This window comes from Joostella sp. (assembly GCF_048266025.1).
Taxonomy (GTDB): domain Bacteria; phylum Bacteroidota; class Bacteroidia; order Flavobacteriales; family Flavobacteriaceae; genus Galbibacter; species Galbibacter atrarenae.
The window spans coordinates 387,889-403,908 of record NZ_JBLXAF010000002.1 but is presented as its reverse complement, the minus strand read 5'-3'; the positions used below and the strand labels follow the sequence as shown (position 1 = coordinate 403,908).

The 16,020-nt window shown below is 32.3% G+C and carries 15 protein-coding genes; 4 read left to right on the top strand and 11 right to left on the bottom strand.

Annotated features, from left to right (window positions below; translation table 11 throughout):
• Nucleotides 1-53 precede the first annotated feature (53 nt).
• The gene (locus tag ACN0TY_RS07575; RefSeq protein WP_417443987.1) at nucleotides 54-1,673 is read left to right on the top strand and encodes an ABC-F family ATP-binding cassette domain-containing protein; all 1,620 of its coding nucleotides are present in this window, start codon (nucleotides 54-56) and stop codon (nucleotides 1,671-1,673) included.
• A gap of 91 nt (nucleotides 1,674-1,764) precedes the next feature.
• On the opposite strand, the gene ACN0TY_RS07570 is transcribed toward ACN0TY_RS07575, so the two are convergent.
• The 4 genes from ACN0TY_RS07570 to ACN0TY_RS07555 all read right to left on the bottom strand — a co-directional run bounded on the left by ACN0TY_RS07570 (nucleotide 1,765) and on the right by ACN0TY_RS07555 (nucleotide 5,038).
• Nucleotides 1,765-2,241, bottom strand: coding sequence for a hypothetical protein (locus ACN0TY_RS07570; RefSeq protein WP_417443986.1), 477 nt, complete (start codon nucleotides 2,239-2,241; stop codon nucleotides 1,765-1,767).
• Nucleotides 2,242-2,339: 98 nt separating this feature from the next.
• Nucleotides 2,340-3,737: a class II fumarate hydratase gene (gene fumC / locus ACN0TY_RS07565; protein ID WP_417444009.1), complete on the bottom strand. Its 1,398-nt coding sequence runs from the start codon at nucleotides 3,735-3,737 to the stop codon at nucleotides 2,340-2,342.
• Between the two features lie 191 nt (nucleotides 3,738-3,928).
• A complete protein-coding gene (locus ACN0TY_RS07560; RefSeq protein WP_417443985.1) occupies nucleotides 3,929-4,384 on the bottom strand; it encodes a hypothetical protein in 456 nt (151 codons plus the stop codon).
• 15 nt (nucleotides 4,385-4,399) lie between these two features.
• A complete protein-coding gene (locus ACN0TY_RS07555; protein ID WP_236958090.1) occupies nucleotides 4,400-5,038 on the bottom strand; it encodes a DUF4136 domain-containing protein in 639 nt (212 codons plus the stop codon).
• Nucleotides 5,039-5,308: 270 nt separating this feature from the next.
• On the opposite strand from ACN0TY_RS07555, the gene ACN0TY_RS07550 reads away from it, so the two are divergent.
• Nucleotides 5,309-5,482 (top strand): hypothetical protein, encoded by a 174-nt coding sequence (locus ACN0TY_RS07550; protein WP_236958091.1) that lies wholly within the window; start codon nucleotides 5,309-5,311, stop codon nucleotides 5,480-5,482.
• A gap of 350 nt (nucleotides 5,483-5,832) precedes the next feature.
• Here ACN0TY_RS07550 and ACN0TY_RS07545 read toward each other — a convergent pair whose 3' ends face one another.
• From ACN0TY_RS07545 to prfB, 3 genes are all read right to left on the bottom strand, one after another.
• Complete coding sequence (locus ACN0TY_RS07545) at nucleotides 5,833-8,349, bottom strand: TonB-dependent receptor domain-containing protein (protein WP_417443984.1); 2,517 nt, start codon at nucleotides 8,347-8,349, stop codon at nucleotides 5,833-5,835.
• Nucleotides 8,350-8,426: 77 nt separating this feature from the next.
• Nucleotides 8,427-8,768: an arsenate reductase (glutaredoxin) gene (arsC, locus tag ACN0TY_RS07540; RefSeq protein ID WP_236958093.1), complete on the bottom strand. Its 342-nt coding sequence runs from the start codon at nucleotides 8,766-8,768 to the stop codon at nucleotides 8,427-8,429.
• 107 nt (nucleotides 8,769-8,875) lie between these two features.
• Complete coding sequence (gene prfB, locus ACN0TY_RS07535) at nucleotides 8,876-9,973, bottom strand: peptide chain release factor 2 (protein ID WP_417443983.1); 1,098 nt, start codon at nucleotides 9,971-9,973, stop codon at nucleotides 8,876-8,878.
• Nucleotides 9,974-10,067: 94 nt separating this feature from the next.
• Between prfB and ACN0TY_RS07530 the strand changes: the two genes are divergently transcribed.
• Nucleotides 10,068-11,090: a threonine aldolase family protein gene (locus ACN0TY_RS07530; protein ID WP_417443982.1), complete on the top strand. Its 1,023-nt coding sequence runs from the start codon at nucleotides 10,068-10,070 to the stop codon at nucleotides 11,088-11,090.
• Nucleotides 11,091-11,219: 129 nt separating this feature from the next.
• On the opposite strand, the gene ACN0TY_RS07525 is transcribed toward ACN0TY_RS07530, so the two are convergent.
• Together ACN0TY_RS07525 and ACN0TY_RS07520 are read right to left on the bottom strand one after the other, a co-directional pair.
• A complete protein-coding gene (locus tag ACN0TY_RS07525) occupies nucleotides 11,220-13,010 on the bottom strand; it encodes a hypothetical protein (RefSeq protein ID WP_417443981.1) in 1,791 nt (596 codons plus the stop codon).
• A 178-nt stretch (nucleotides 13,011-13,188) separates the two neighbouring features.
• Nucleotides 13,189-13,509 carry a YegP family protein gene (locus ACN0TY_RS07520; RefSeq protein WP_417443980.1) on the bottom strand — a complete coding sequence of 107 codons (321 nt, stop codon included), beginning with the start codon at nucleotides 13,507-13,509 and terminating at the stop codon, nucleotides 13,189-13,191.
• A gap of 196 nt (nucleotides 13,510-13,705) precedes the next feature.
• On the opposite strand from ACN0TY_RS07520, the gene ACN0TY_RS07515 reads away from it, so the two are divergent.
• Complete coding sequence (locus tag ACN0TY_RS07515) at nucleotides 13,706-14,806, top strand: OmpA family protein (RefSeq protein WP_236958098.1); 1,101 nt, start codon at nucleotides 13,706-13,708, stop codon at nucleotides 14,804-14,806.
• Between the two features lie 354 nt (nucleotides 14,807-15,160).
• Here ACN0TY_RS07515 and ACN0TY_RS07510 read toward each other — a convergent pair whose 3' ends face one another.
• Both ACN0TY_RS07510 and ACN0TY_RS07505 read right to left on the bottom strand, forming a co-directional pair.
• A complete protein-coding gene (locus ACN0TY_RS07510) occupies nucleotides 15,161-15,595 on the bottom strand; it encodes a thioredoxin family protein (RefSeq protein ID WP_236958099.1) in 435 nt (144 codons plus the stop codon).
• Nucleotides 15,596-15,639: 44 nt separating this feature from the next.
• Nucleotides 15,640-15,963 carry a YbaB/EbfC family nucleoid-associated protein gene (locus ACN0TY_RS07505; protein WP_236958100.1) on the bottom strand — a complete coding sequence of 108 codons (324 nt, stop codon included), beginning with the start codon at nucleotides 15,961-15,963 and terminating at the stop codon, nucleotides 15,640-15,642.
• Between the last annotated feature and the right edge of the window lie 57 nt (nucleotides 15,964-16,020).

The following is a 16,020-nucleotide window of genomic DNA, read 5'->3' as shown; positions in this document are numbered from 1 at the left end:
TTGTCTAGTTATTTTGTTACTTTTGCGCAGTGAATAACTAAAAACAATTGTGAATGTTATCAGTTTCTAATTTATCTGTACAATTTGGGAAGAGAGTTTTGTTTGATGAAGTAAATGTTGCTTTTACTCAAGGGAATTGTTACGGAATTATTGGTGCCAATGGTGCCGGAAAATCTACATTTTTAAAAATATTATCAGGGAAACAAGATCCAACTAGTGGTCATGTTCATTTGGAGCCTGGTAAACGTATGTCTGTTTTAGAACAAGATCACTACGCTTATGATGAAACTCCAGTTTTAGAAACCGTATTGAGAGGTAATAAACCATTGTTTGCTATAAAGAAAGAAATGGACGAGCTGTATGCCGACTATTCTGATGAAAATGCTGATAGAATTGGGGAGTTACAGGTTCAGTTTGAAGAAATGAATGGATGGAATGCTGATAGCGATGCTGCTGCTTTATTATCCAATCTAGGAATTTCTGAAGATCTTCATTATAGTTTAATGGCAGACCTTGATGGGAAGCAAAAAGTACGTGTTTTATTAGCACAAGCATTATTTGGAAGTCCAGATGTTTTAATAATGGATGAGCCTACGAATGACTTGGATTTTGAAACTATTAGTTGGTTAGAAAACTTTTTAGCGAATTACGAGAATACTGTAATCGTTGTATCCCATGACCGTCACTTTTTAGATGCTGTTTGTACGAGTATTGCAGATATCGATTTTGGAAAGTTAAACGTATATAGTGGTAACTACACATTCTGGTATGAAAGTAGTCAGCTTGCTGCAAGACAGCGTTCTCAGCAAAATAAAAAGGCTGAAGATAAAGCAAAAGAATTGAATGAATTTATTCAGCGTTTTAGTGCCAATGTAGCGAAAAGTAAGCAAGCTACATCTCGTAAAAAAATGTTGGAGAAGTTAAAAGTAGACGATATTAAGCCTTCTAGTAGACGTTATCCTGCTATTATTTTTGAGCGTGAGCGTGAAGCTGGAGATCAAATATTAAATGTACACGGACTTTCTGCTAGTATAGATGGCGATGTGTTATTTAAAGGAGTAGATATTAATCTTGCTAAAGGAGATAAAGTAGCTATTATCTCTAAAGATTCTCGTGCTACAAGTGCTTTTTATGAGATTATTAACGGGAATGCAGAAGCAGATAGCGGAGAATATAAATGGGGAATTACAACAACCCAAGCATATTTACCATCAGATAATGCTTCGTTCTTTGATAATGACGATACGTTAGTCGATTGGTTGCGCCAATATGCTAAGACAGAAGAAGAAAGAGAAGAGGTTTTTGTCCGTGGATTCTTAGGGAAGATGCTTTTTAGTGGAGAGGAAGCCTTAAAAACAGGGCGTGTACTATCAGGAGGAGAAAAAGTACGTTGTATGTTGAGTAGAATGATGATGATACGTGGAAACGTATTAATGTTAGATGAACCTACAAACCACTTAGACTTAGAGAGTATTACAGCTTTTAATAACTCTTTAAAGAAGTTTCTTGGAACGATTATGTTGACTTCTCATGATCACGAGTTTACACAAACGATAGCCAATAGAATTATTGAGCTTACTCCAAACGGAACTATAGATCGTTACTTAACTTTTGATGATTATATGAGCGATGATTCTATAAAAGAACAACGTGCAAAAATGTATCAGAAGTAAGATACTTTTAAATTATAATTAGAAAGCCTGTCAATTTTTATTGACAGGCTTTTTTAGTTGAAAATGTATGATTTGTTCAGATAAAAAGAGTTTAATAGCAGTCTACCTTTTTAAGTGCTTCCTCTTCTTTAAAATCTATTTTTGTGCTGTTTTTGAAAACAAATTTTCCGTCTTTTTCTTCCGATTCACCATAACCGGGAATATAAGTGTTGTTTTTCTTCATAAAAACTACTTCACGAATGGAAGTTGTTCCTTCTGATTTATATGTGTAATCGGCTTTTATAATAGAACCATTTAGCTTTCCTTTAATGGTACCGTTGCTTTTATCTTTTTCAAAAAACTTATAGTTTAAAATACCGATTATAGCATTATCTTCATTTTCTATTCTTAGCTGAATAGAATCTTTCCCTCTGGTATATAAATAGCATTCTACGGAAGGAATGTCTGATAAAATACTATCTTTTGGTGCTTGATTCAACTCAATAATATTACTCTCTTTACTTTCTTTTTTACAGGAGAAACTTAATATTATGATGAATAAGAAACTTAGCTTTAGTATGTTTTTCATTGGAAGGTTTTATAATTGTTTTTGAAAAGTAATAAAAAAAGCTGAATAGAAAAATGATCCATTCAGCTTTAAAATATATTTATGATTTTTGGGATATATTATTTTAATCCGCCTACCATATCTTCTGGTTTCACCCATTCGTCAAATTCTTTCTCAGTAAGATAATTCAACGCAACGGCAGCTTGTTTTAATGTTGTACCTTCTTCATGGGCTTTATTTGCGATTTCAGCAGCTTTATAGTATCCAATTTTAGTATTTAAAGCAGTTACAAGCATTAAAGAATTGTTTAATAGTTCTTTAATTCGCTGTGTATTAGGCTCGATACCGCTAGCACAATGTTCTTCAAAACTAACACAAGCATCTCCAATAAGTCTAGCCGACTGTAATAAGTTGGAAGCCATCATTGGTTTAAAAACGTTAAGCTCATAATGACCTTGAGTACCACCAACAGTGATAGCAACATCGTTACCCATTACTTGAGCACAAACCATAGTTAGCGCTTCACATTGAGTTGGATTAACTTTTCCTGGCATAATAGAACTTCCTGGTTCGTTAGCTGGAATAATAATTTCTCCAATTCCACTTCTAGGACCAGAAGCCATTAATCTGATATCGTTTGCTATTTTATTAAGAGAAACAGCTAATTGCTTTAGTGCTCCATGTGTTTCTACAAAAGCATCATGAGCTGCTAAAGCTTCGAACTTGTTATCAGCTGTTTTAAAAGGGTGCTCAGTAAACTTAGCGATAAATTCCGCTACACGTTTAGCATATCCTTTAGGTGCATTTAAACCAGTTCCTACAGCAGTACCTCCAAGAGCAATCTCAGAAAGGTGATCCAATGTATTATTTAATGCTCTAAGACCGTGGTCTAATTGAGAAACATATCCAGAAAACTCTTGACCTAAAGTTAGAGGAGTAGCATCCATAAGGTGTGTTCTACCTATTTTTACTACGTTTTTATACTCTTCAGATTTTTTCTTTAGTGTGTTTCTAAGCTGTGTAACTCCAGGGATTGTTTTTTCAACAACCATTTTATAGGCTGCGATATGCATTCCAGTAGGGAAGGTGTCGTTTGAAGATTGAGATTTATTTACATCATCGTTTGGTTGTAAAGTTTTATCTCCTTCTCCAATCTTTTTTCCTGCAATTTGGTGCGCACGATTAGCAATCACCTCATTAACATTCATATTACTTTGTGTGCCAGAACCTGTTTGCCAGATTACAAGTGGAAACTGATCGTCGTGTTGTCCTGCTAGTATTTCATCACATACCTGCGCTATAAGGTCTCTTTTGTCTATTGGTAAAACTCCCAATTCACAGTTGGTATAAGCAGCAGATTTTTTAAGATATGCAAACCCATAAACTACCTCTAAAGGCATTGATGCAGGCGCACCAATTTTAAAATTGTTTCTAGAACGTTCTGTTTGCGCTCCCCATAATTTATCTGAAGGAACTTTAACTTCCCCCATTGTATCTTTCTCTATTCTAAAATCCATAGTTGTATTCATCTATTTTGATGTACAAATTTACATTTTTATTCTTTTGAGAATTTCAATTTTCACATTATTTAGCATTAAAATACACTTAAATTTAAGCCTTCATTTTTATAAAAGATAGATTTAAATGCATTTTAAACATTCTCAAAATTTATATTAATTTGACCTTTAATAAGGTATATAAAACGCTGTTATTCGTTTGCTAGAAAATCTAACTTAGCTCCTTCGACAACATTATCAAGATATTTTTTCAGAAAAAAGAAATTAGTAGCTTTCTTAACACCAATAGCTTTTACAAATTTATTGTAATACTTTTTATCTGTTTTTACCTTCTGAAGATCTGTTTTAATAAGCTCTTTGTTTAGATCATTAATTTGATCTGGAGTATAAGACGCTATGTTTGTAGCATAGTTTTCGAAAAGCTCTGTTTTCTTAACGGAAACTTCTCCACTTTCATCAAGGTATTTATTGAATACAGGAGAAAATGCTTCTCTTTCTGCAGACGTTAATTGAAGCTCTTCGTAGATGAACGATTTTACTTCAAGATTTAAATTTGATTTAATTAGGTTTAGATAATCTTCTTTATCCTGCGCTTGCAATGTTACAACACTTAATAGTAATGCTGTTACTAATACTAATTTTTTCATGTGTTTATATTTATTTTATTTAACTTCTAAGTAATCTTCAGATTGATCAAAAGCTTCATCAACTCTATCTTGGATAAAGTTTATGTTACCACTTTGATCGCCTCTAACAAGCCCATTGATTCCTGCTCCCCAAACAATATCGATTTCTTTATCTTCTTCGTTTAAAGTGGTAGCATCTCCCATTTCAATCAAAATAGTTCCTTCTGTCCATTCGTAATAAACAGGATACCATCCACCTGGGTAGAAAGGATCGTAATATCCCCACCAATCATACCATCCGTCCCAAATTATATCTACATCAGCATAAGTTGTGGCAACAGCCTGTGCAGCTATAATTAAATCAGGAAGATTGGAATCATCTATAGAAGACACTTTTGTGTATCCTAATGAAGCCATATTAGTTTCAATACTAGATAAAATGGCAGCGTCAAAATCTCTTGTTATATTTGGATTAGAGTTGCCAATACCGTTAGGATCTTCAATCCATCTAATTTCGTCTACAAGGTAATAAGTAGAAGGGTTTTCTGTATTCCAGTAAGTTTCAGTATTTTTTGTAATAACCTGATCGTAATCAGAAATGTCGTCATCATCATTATTACAACCAACTAAGAATAGGGTAGCAGTAAGAAAACTGAGTGCAATTAGTTTTTTCATTTTAATATATTATTAAGTTAGTTTTCATATTTAATCAGTTTACTAACTTATATTAAGCATCTGTTTAGGTAGCACATACGAGTAGTTGGAAGATTAATATACTACTGTAAAATTAATTAAAAGACTTTTATTAGCCACTTTTTTTAATCTATAATTCTGAAAAAATACTATAGTTTGTATTTAATGCTGAAATAATTAAATTTAATTGGCTTTAAATTAAGAATTGTCCTTATCTTTGAGCCGAATTCAGAAAAAAAATTTCCGGAAACTATGTTTGAATTTGATCAATACCTTGGCTTTTTAGCATTCTTATCCATTCTAACTATTGGATTTTGGTTAATGATATTTTTATTAACCTTTGTTATTCCTTATTGGTTAGGAGGATCAATCATCGAATTGATTAAAGAGAAAAGAGCGGCTAAAAAAGCAAAGCGAGACGAATAAAAAAAGAAGCCTATTGGCTTCTTTTTTTGTATCTATACTTTTTGGATTACGCTATTTTACAGCGTAATTACCACTTCTTTTTATTGAATATATAGGTTTGTTTAATATACAAGCAAGATTATCTATTGTTCTTTCCTCACTTTAATTCTATGAATCTTACAGCGTATTGAGAACTAGTAAATATCTCTTATAATATTCTATTGTTAAAATTTATCAAGCTATATAGATCTATAGAAACTAAACACACAGCTATTATAATTTTTGATTTTGAATTATAGCTTTTATAGTAGTTCGAAGTCAAAAAAAAAGAAGCCATCGGCTTCTTTTTTTGTCTTTATATCTAACAGTTTTTATCCTTCAAATTCTCCACCGTCGTCACCTCCATTACCATTTCTATTTCCACGTTCTCCACGTGTGTTTTTAGGTTGGTTGAATCTATAGATAAACGATACTGTAAATTGACGTTGTCTCCACTGGAACTCACTATCCGATGTAAACGATAGTTGTCCTGCATCGTTATAAGACTCTGTAAAAGATTGTCTTTTACGAGAGTTGAACAAGTCGCTTACGTTCATAGAAATTGTAGCATTGTCATCTAAAATGTCTTTACTTAATGCCATGTCTATAGAATACATTCCTTCAGATTTTGTCTGAGAGTTTTCTCTTGGTCCCATGTAAAAACCATTTGTTTGCCAGTCTATGCTTTGTGGGAGTTTTACCTTAGCGCTCAAACGAGAAAACCAACTTGTACTCTCTGTACCGTAGTCAATTCCGTTATAATCACCTTCAGTATTAAACTTAAAGAAGTTAAAACTTCCATTAAACTGTAACCACTTTATGGCATTATATATTACGCCAACTTCACCACCATAACGCTGATTGGTAGCAAGGTTTATAGGGATGGTTCTAATAATATTAATACCATCTGAGGTTTGCTGTCCTGTTTCTGTTTGTACTCTCTCAAAAGCGTCTGTTTCTCTTTGGTAATAAACAGAAGATGTTAGCGTAAGTTTTTCCCATCTTTTTAAGTATCCAAGGTCAAAAGCATCTGCAAAAGCAGGGTTTAAATCAGGATTTCCTTGAAAGATGTTAGCTCTACTAGATCTAGAAGGAAATGGATTAATAAACCAACCTCTAGGTCTATTAATTCTTCTATTATAACCTAAAGTAATGTTTTCCCTGTCGTTAATTTCATAGCTTATGTTTACAGTAGGGAAGAGTCCTAAATAATTTTTATCAAAATCTGGATCAAAGTCAAAACCAAGTGTATCTACAAGTTCTTCATCCGTAAGATCAGATTCAACCTTTCCTTTAAGTCTTGTGTTCTCTAAACGCAATCCTAATAAAACAGAAAACTTACCGAATTTATCACCATATTGAGAGTAAACAGCATTTACATTTTCTGTATATGTGAATTTATTTGTTAGGTTATAATTAGTCTCAAATTCGCCTGTAGCTTGGTTAAATTGATTTAATTCATAGTCATTAACCGTTTCTTCAAAATTACCACGGTATCCAGCTTCAAATTGGGCATCTCCCATCGGAAGAACATAATCTGCTTGTAATAAATATTCGTTTTGAGTTTCTCTTTCATTTACCTCCTCTAAAGCGATAAGCTCTTCTGTAGGTAGAATTTCATTCTCATCGATATTGGTTAGAATTTTCTCATTATCGTAAGAATATTGAAAATCTGCCGTTAACTTATGTCCATCATCATTAAAGTTATTGGTATAATTAAGAGAAGCTTGGTAAGTTTCATCATCTTCATTTTCAATCTCTCTACGAAGTGTAGAGCTATCAAAACCAGATTCTTTATATCTTAATGTGTTATTGTCTGTACCATCCATTTCATCAGATTGGCGTGTAAATATACTTCCCGTAATCGATGATTTATCAGTTAAGAAATATTCCATTCCTAGATTAATATTCACACCTTTATCCTCTCTATAAATATCACGATCTTCAGTTATACGTGTAAAATCAGAATTCAAGAAATAATTATTATCAAAATAAGCATTTCCAGGTGGTTCTCTGTAATAGTAACCTATAGTTGTAAAAAGGTTGTATTTATTAGTTCTAAGATTAAGATTAGCATTTACTTGACTGCTAGAAGGGTATCCTGTATTTAAATTTATAGATCCATTAAAACCTAATGTTTTTTCTTTCTTTAAAACGATATTAAGAATACCAGCAGTACCTTCAGCATCATATCTAGCAGAAGGACTTGTAATAACTTCTACTTTTTCTATAGCATCTGCAGGAAGTTGTTTTAATGCGTCTGTAGATCCATATCCTGCAATTGCAGAAGGTTTTCCATTAATTAAGATACGTACATTTTCGTTTCCTCTTAAACTTATAGCGCCTTCTACATCTACGGTTACAGAAGGTACATTTCCTAGAGCATCACTTACAGAAGCACCACTAGTGGTAAGATCTTTACCTATGTTGTATACTTTTTTATCGAGACGTATTTCTACGGTGGTTTTCTCACCAACAACTTCTACAGCGTCTAATTGTGCAACATCTAGCGCTAATTTTATAGTTCCTAAATCTTTAGATTCAGAAAGATCTTGATTGTTAAGTGTATAAGGACGGTAAGAGATATACTCTAATCGGATGTTATATTTTCCTGCTGGAGCTTCGACTTTAAAATTTCCCTTTTGGTCGGTAACTCCACCAGTTACTTTACTTGGGTCGTCAATGCTTTGTAGAACAAGCGTAGCGTATTCTAAAGGTTCTGCAGTTTCTGCATCTATTGCTTTCCCTGTAACAGTAATTTGTTTTTTTTCTCCTCTATCCGGTCGTTGAGCAAATAAAAATGTAGAAAAAAGTGTCGCTGCAAGCATGCAGTAATGTCTAAATTTCATAGTTAGCGTATTAGTAGTAGTTTAGTAAGTTTGACGCCAAAATTAGACCATGGTTTAACCTTAAAGGGTTAAATTTTTCATAAAATTGACTTAATATTTTCAACCGGTCTACCTATTACCGCAACGTTATTTTTTATAACTATAGGACGCTCAATTAGTTTAGGATTATTAAGCATAGCCTCAATAACTTCGTCATCTGTTAAAATTTTATTTTTAAACTCTTCTTTCCAGATGCTTTCATTTTTTCTTACCAAATTGATTGGCTTGATACCCAAACATGTAATAATATTGCGAAGCTCTTTTTCTGATGGAATCTCTTCTAAGTATTTTACAATTTCATACTCTTTTCCAGATTCTTCTAAAACTTGAACTCCTTGTCTTGATTTGCTACAACGTGGATTGTGATATATTTTAATCATAATTTTAATTTATTTGAAAACTTAATTTTCCCAAAGATGAATATAATTATTGGGGAAGATTTAAAATTACTATCTGTTTAATTTATGGTTTGATAAAAAACAATTATTTACTCTTCATCTCTTTGTCCCATCATCATTAAATAGGCTTTTAAAAATTCATCGATATTACCATCCATTACCGCGTCAACATTTCCTGTTTCATGCGTTGTACGAACATCTTTTACAAGTTTATATGGATGCATTACATAGTTTCGAATTTGAGAACCCCATTCAATTTTCATTTTTGAAGACTCAATTTCATCTCTAGCAGCTTGTCTTTTCTTAAGCTCAATTTCATATAACTGAGACTTTAGCATTTGCATCGCTTTTTCTCTATTTTCCAATTGAGAACGAGTTTCAGAGTTATGGATTATAATTCCAGAAGGGTGGTGGGTAAGAATGGCTTTTGTTTCAACTTTATTTACATTTTGTCCTCCAGCACCACTAGAACGTGCAAAATCCCATGAGATTTCTGATGGATTGATATCAATCTCAATAGAATCATCTGCCAACGGATACACATATACAGAAGCAAAAGATGTGTGTCGCTTGGCGTTACTATCAAACGGAGAGATTCTAACCAATCTATGTACTCCATTCTCTCCTTTAAGCCATCCAAAAGCAAAATCCCCTTCAAATTCTAAAGTGACTGTTTTTATTCCGGCAACATCTCCCTCTTGTAAGTTGAGTTCCTTTATTTTATAACCATTTTTTTCACCCCACATTAAATACATTCTCATAAGCATAGACGCCCAATCGCAACTTTCCGTTCCACCAGCACCAGCCGTAATTTGTAATACGGCGCTCATACTATCTCCTTCTTCAGAAAGCATGTTTTTAAACTCCATACTTTCTATTAGAGATTTTGCTTTTTCGAATTGATTTACAAGGTCTTCTTCGGTAGCTTCTCCTTCTTTATAGAACTCAAATAAAACATCTAAATCGTCAACTAGGGTATTGGCTTTATTGTAATCTTCAACCCATTTCTTTTGGGTTCTAAGCTCTCTCATTATTGCCTCCGCTTCTTTTGGTTTATCCCAAAAATCTGGAGCAAAGGTTTTTTCTTCTTCATTTTGGATTTCAATAAGCTTTTGCTCAATATTGAGGTATCCTTTTAAAGCGTTCGTTCTTTCTGCAAGATTTTTTACCTGATCGGTAGTAATCATATCTTCTTATTTTCTTCAAAAGTAAAACACTTTTTTAAATGATAAGAAGTTTTTCATGGATGTGTCTTAACTTTGTGTAAAATATATAGTTTTTATGAAAATAAATCTGATAAGTGATACAGTAACCAAGCCATCTAAGCAAATGTTAGAAGCTATGATGAATGCAGAAGTTGGAGATGATGTTTTTAAAGATGATGCTACTGTAAATAAGTTGGAGGCTAAAGTAGCTGATATGTTTGGAATGGAAGCTGCGTTATTTTTTCCTAGCGGAACAATGGCAAATCAAACAGCAATAAAAGTACACACGCAACCTGGGGAGCAGCTTATAACAGATAAAGATGCTCATATTTTTAATTATGAAGGGGGAGGAGTAAGTTTTAATAGTGGTGTTTCATGTAAGCTTATAGATGGTAATAATGGGAGTTTTACTGCTGAAGATGTTATAGATGCTATCAATCCTCCAGAATTTTATCATAGTCCTTTAACTAGTTTGGTTTCTCTTGAAAACACGGCAAATAGAGGAGGAGGAGCTTGTTGGGATTTTAAAGAGATCTTAGAAATAAGAAAAGTATGTAACGAAAATTCTTTGGGTTTACATTTAGACGGAGCAAGATTATGGAATGCTTTAGTTGCAAAAGGGGAAACGCCAGCGCAATATGGTAAAGTATTCGATTCTATTTCTGTATGTTTAAGCAAGGGCTTAGGAGCTCCAGTGGGTTCTGTTTTAATGGGGTCTAAAGACTTTATGGGGAAAGCATTACGAGTTAGAAAAGTTTTAGGAGGCGGAATGAGACAAGCAGGATATTTGGCTGCAGCTGGTATTTATGCATTGGATAATAATATAACCCGACTTAAAGAAGATCACAAAAGAGCCAAAGAATTAGCAGAAGTTCTTTCTAAAGCGCCTTATATAAAAGCAATAGATCCTGTAGAAACAAATATTGTAATCTTCTATTTAAAGGAAGGAATAGATTGTATAAAATTTATGGATACGTTGCATGAGAATGATATTTCAATCATTAATATGGGGCAAGGGAAGTTAAGAATGGTTACTCATATTGATTATACTCAAACCATGCATGAGAAAGTGCTAGAAGTACTAACAAATAGCAAATAAGATAGTTATTCATAAAACAAAACTGTCTCAAAAGTATTGTTTTCAATAATATATAGTTTTAATAGTTCTAACTGTATATTGTTGAGATTACCTTCGAGACAGTTTCTTTATTTTATATTGACACGTGAATTATACAAATACTTCTTGTTGTATACCTTCTACTTTAGCTTTTGATATATTTAATTGATTTATCAATGCAGTACTATCTGTTGGTGAAAAAATAGCATTATCAAGAAATATAGACGTGTAGTATTCAATCCCTTCTAAAAGATTTTTTGTGTAATTACGAATATGCTTCTCCTGTTTTCTGTCTAACACATTTGGCATTTCCTTAATCTCATTTATTAAATAATCAATATAGATATTCAATTCTTTAATAAACATATGTGGACGGTCTGTTCTAGAAATTACGTTTGTTTTTCCATAAATATGCCCAACCATTTCCTCTAGCTTTAATACTTTAGAGTAATATGCCATGTTTGGACCAGGACAAATAGATACGCCTTCTCCTTCTTTTTTAGTGTCTAAATCATTTGCTAGAAGAGCAGAAGTTCCTAAACCTACACAAATACAAGATTTCTCAACTATTTTATCATAAGCTTTTTTGTAATCTTCTGGATTTAGATTTTCCTCTTCAAGAGCCTCTATTTTTTTATGCTGATATTGTCTTGAAGCGGTACAAATAGACTTATCTGTAAACTCTTTATTTAATGAGACATATTTTTTAGGACAAGAACTTCCAGGGCGTCCTTTATTTATCAATTTGTCTTTCTCTAGATCTTTAGTATTCCCTCTTAAATTATTGAAGGGAACTCCCAAAGGTGAAATATTACTTAGATATAAGTCATTTTCTTTAGCATTAGCTAGTTTTTCTAGTGTTTTTGGATCTACTGTTGTAGCTTCAGGAACTAATAAGAAAGGAGAACCCCAACCTACAGAATCAACCTTATAATAATCTAATAGAAACTGTTGCTCTTCATGCGTTCCTACACCTCCTTGTGCGGTAACTTTAATAGCTAGTGGCTCTGTTGGGCAATCGATTTCCTTTTCAGAAAGTGCTTTCTTGTAAATTTCATGAAGTTCTTGCTTTAAGTCTTCTTTATTATTTTTAAAAGCTTCTAATATCGGACCTAAAAGAAATCCTTCCGTAGCAAAAGCATGTCCGCCACAATTTAAACCAGATTCAATTCTATACTCAGAAACCCAGATTCCCTTTTTGGCTAAGAATTTCCCTTGAATAAGAGCAGAACGGTAATCGCTTACTTTTAAAACGATTTTCTTTTTTAATGTATTCTCTTTAGGATAGAAATCATCAAACTGCTCAATATAACCGTATAATCTAGGATTCATTCCAGCAGAAAGTACGAGAGATCCAGTAACATCACTTTCTGCAAAACCTCTAAGGGCAGCATGTGCGTCGTTATATATGGAAGGGAGCTGTTCGTTATCTTTATAATTATCCTTATCGATTTTGGTCATAATATTTACATCAATGCTTCCTTTATTGATGTTTTTATGAATCCATTTTCTAATTTCTGAAATACATTCTGTGTTGGCTAGTTTGTCTAAAAACTCTTCTTTTACTCCTTCAGAAGGCAATAAATTGAAGTATTTTTTTAACTCATCTATCTTATCTAAAGATGCGTTTTTTAGTTGATCAATTTTTTCATCAACCAATCCGTTCATCATATTTAGGTAAGAAGTAATTCTTTTCGCTCTGTAGTCGTCTATTTTTTCAGTTATTTCTGAATACATGAGATCATATTTTTCACAATAGTTCTTTCTCATTTTTTCAATCAGTATATCATCAACTAGAGAAATAACAGAATCGATCCCGTAATGTGCTACTTTTAGTGGAGAATCTATTGTAAATCCAATTCCCATAACAGGGATATGGAAAGAATGTGTGTTGGTTGTCATAATGATGTTAATATTAAATTAAAAGGAGCTGATTACAGCTCCCTTGCAATATTATCCATCTTAAGGCAATAAAAAAATGATAAATATCAGTATTAGGTGTTAATTAATTTGAAATAAAATGATGTAGAAAATAAGTAAATTTTTTGTGTCAAATTACTGTTATAGAAAGGTTTAAAACTTACTGTAGATCTTTAATTATAGCTTTTTTTATGCTGTTTTTAATAGTATTTATGCTATTATTCATACCTGCTTCCGAGGAGTAAGACCCACTTTTACCAATAGAAATACCACCATTATTTTTTATAATAAAATAGAATTTTCCATCTACCGTTGTTTTACGTTCATAGCTTGCTATAGAGTTGTTAATGATGATATTAACATCTGAATCTAGATCATCTTTATCACTATAGTTTTTACTTATAAAAATGAGTTTCCCATCTGAGTTGCAGAGGTGGAAATAAAAATTATTAGTTTTTTTATTGAAAAAAATTTTAAACATATAGTAAATAATTTATATTTGCACTCGTAAAAAAAACAGCAAATAGGTTATTAATTAATTTTAAGATTCTATTTATCAATAATTTACTCAGTTTTAATTTGATAAAGAAAAAAGTTTTACTTAATTTTATGTTAAATTCACTTCCCTCAAGCACTATTTGCTGCTTAATACTAATCATTTTAATTTAAAAAGAATTATGAAAAGAATTTTATTTTTATTCTTATTAGCATCTAGTTATGGGGCATTTTCTCAAGACTTACCGGCAAATCCAGAACCGGGTAAATGTTACGTTCGTTGTACAACTCCAGACGTATATGTTAATGAAGATGTACAAATTATGGTAAAACCTGCGTATAAGGTTTTAAAAACGTATCCTGCGGAATACAAAACAGTAACAGAACGTGTTCTTGTAAAGGAAGCAAGTAAAAAGTTAACTATTATTCCTGCACAATGGGGAACTGAAACGGTTTCTTTTGTTTCTAAAGAACGTTCTAATGAATTGGAAGTTATTCCAGCAACATTTTCTCCTAGTTCAGAAACTATAGAAATGAAACCAGCGTATGCACAATGGGAATTGGGCGCTCCAGCTCCAGATTGTGATTCTTCAAACCCAGACGATTGTAGATACTGGTGTTATAAAGGATATCCTGCTGTTTACGAAACTTTTCCTAAAGAAGTTTTGAATGTAGATGCATCAACAGTTTCTTCACCTGTAGCAGAAAAATCTAATTCATATACAAAGAAAGTTATTGTAACTCCTGCGAGAGTAGAAGAAGTTGAGATTCCTGCTGAATATGATGAAATTACTAAAGTTGTTTTAGTAAAAGATGCTTATTCTGCTGAAGAAACAGTTCCTGCAGTTTATGAAACAGTTTCTCGTGAAGTACTTAAAGAAAAGGGAGGATTAACTACATGGAGAGAAGTAGAGTGTAAGCTTGTTGAATACAATGCTTTACCTATAAACTGGAACTTAGCTAGTTATACATTAACTCCAGAAGCTAAAAGAATCATTGATGAAAACTTAATGCCTGTTTTAAAACAAAACCCTGGTGTTAAAGTTGAATTAGCTTCTCATACAGATTCAAGAGGTTCTAAAGAAAGCAATAAATTACTTTCTGAAAGAAGAGCTCAAGCAGTAGCAAATTATTTACAAACTAAAGGTGTAAATTCTAGTTTGTTAGTTGCGAATGGTTACGGAGAATCAAAACTTAAAAATAGATGTTCAGACGGTGTATCTTGTACAGAACGTGAACATGCTGTAAATAGAAGAACTGAATTTAGATTGATAAATAACTAACCAACTTTCTTTATCTAAATTCATAAAAAGGAGCTGCAAACGCAGCTCCTTTTTTGTTTAAATCACTTATCTCTTATACTTTGGTAATTTGGTTTGAAGAGACTTAAAAAAGCTGTTTTAGACCATAGATATGCTTGTTAAGTCTCATATAGGGCTATTTTGAATATTGCTAATGATTTGCTTCTAAGAGCTAATACTTTTACTTAAAGTTAGTAAGAGAAACGTGTTGTTGTGTCGATTTTACTACTAAAGATAGAAAAGAGGAGTGCGTATAGATAAAATAAAAAGGGTTTTACTTTTAAAAGTAAAACCCTTTATTATAATAGGTAATCAAATAGTATTTTTTAATATAGACTATTGATATTTTTTTATCATTTCAAAATAATGGCGTGGGTCTCTTAGTGAGTTATAACCTTCAACTTCATTCATTTTTTTTCCTCTTGGATTAAGAAAAACTATTTTAGGGAATACTTTGTCAGAATTATAAGTTCCTAATAATTCTTTATTCTTTTTTAATTGTTCTTCAGAGATAATATCTACTCTCCTTGGAATATCAACTTTAACGAGAACATAGTTTTTAGAAAGCTCCTTAAACTCTTTACTGTCAAATAAATCCTCTTTTAGCATTTTACAGGGGCCACACCAATCGCTTCCAGTAAAATACATCATGATATTCTTTTTTTCATGCTTCGCAATACTTTTTGCTTCAGAAAAATCTGTCTTCCATTCTACATCGCTAGTGCTTGTAGCAAGGATTGTGGTTAAGAATAGGGATATTATAAATTTCATTACTAAGGTATTTTTTCAAGGTTAATAACAAAGACTACGCCAAACTATTTAAACATATCCATTCCAGGGATATCTGGCATTCCATCTTTGGCAGCTGCACCAAGTTCAGCTTCATTGATCTTACTAGCTTGCGAAATAGCTTTATTAAGGTACAAAACCAAATAATCTTCTAATTGCTCTTTATCTTTCAACAGTTCGTCATCTAAACTAATAGATTTTAATTCTCTGTTGGCAGTCATTTCTATTTTAAGAAGTTTATCTGTACTTTCTTCAGAAATAGTAACCGTATCTAGGCGTTTTTTTGTCTCTTCAATTTTTTTCTGGGTTTCTTTTAATTTACCCATCATTCCCATAAGGTCTCCAAACATAATATTATAATTTTTGTGACTGCAAAATTACTAAATTAGTAGTTAACAATCTTAATT

Bases quoted from the DNA above. Each gene is read 5' to 3' on its own strand.
- ACN0TY_RS07575 (WP_417443987.1), top strand. From the start codon at position 54: ATGTTATCAGTTTCTAATTTATCTGTACAATTTGGGAAGAGAGTTTTG.
- ACN0TY_RS07570 (WP_417443986.1), bottom strand. From the start codon at position 2,241: ATGAAAAACATACTAAAGCTAAGTTTCTTATTCATCATAATATTAAGT.
- fumC (WP_417444009.1), bottom strand. From the start codon at position 3,737: ATGGATTTTAGAATAGAGAAAGATACAATGGGGGAAGTTAAAGTTCCT.
- ACN0TY_RS07560 (WP_417443985.1), bottom strand. From the start codon at position 4,384: ATGAAAAAATTAGTATTAGTAACAGCATTACTATTAAGTGTTGTAACA.
- ACN0TY_RS07555 (WP_236958090.1), bottom strand. From the start codon at position 5,038: ATGAAAAAACTAATTGCACTCAGTTTTCTTACTGCTACCCTATTCTTA.
- ACN0TY_RS07550 (WP_236958091.1), top strand. From the start codon at position 5,309: ATGTTTGAATTTGATCAATACCTTGGCTTTTTAGCATTCTTATCCATT.
- ACN0TY_RS07545 (WP_417443984.1), bottom strand. From the start codon at position 8,349: ATGAAATTTAGACATTACTGCATGCTTGCAGCGACACTTTTTTCTACA.
- arsC (WP_236958093.1), bottom strand. From the start codon at position 8,768: ATGATTAAAATATATCACAATCCACGTTGTAGCAAATCAAGACAAGGA.
- prfB (WP_417443983.1), bottom strand. From the start codon at position 9,973: ATGATTACTACCGATCAGGTAAAAAATCTTGCAGAAAGAACGAACGCT.
- ACN0TY_RS07530 (WP_417443982.1), top strand. From the start codon at position 10,068: ATGAAAATAAATCTGATAAGTGATACAGTAACCAAGCCATCTAAGCAA.
- ACN0TY_RS07525 (WP_417443981.1), bottom strand. From the start codon at position 13,010: ATGACAACCAACACACATTCTTTCCATATCCCTGTTATGGGAATTGGA.
- ACN0TY_RS07520 (WP_417443980.1), bottom strand. From the start codon at position 13,509: ATGTTTAAAATTTTTTTCAATAAAAAAACTAATAATTTTTATTTCCAC.
- ACN0TY_RS07515 (WP_236958098.1), top strand. From the start codon at position 13,706: ATGAAAAGAATTTTATTTTTATTCTTATTAGCATCTAGTTATGGGGCA.
- ACN0TY_RS07510 (WP_236958099.1), bottom strand. From the start codon at position 15,595: ATGAAATTTATAATATCCCTATTCTTAACCACAATCCTTGCTACAAGC.
- ACN0TY_RS07505 (WP_236958100.1), bottom strand. From the start codon at position 15,963: ATGTTTGGAGACCTTATGGGAATGATGGGTAAATTAAAAGAAACCCAG.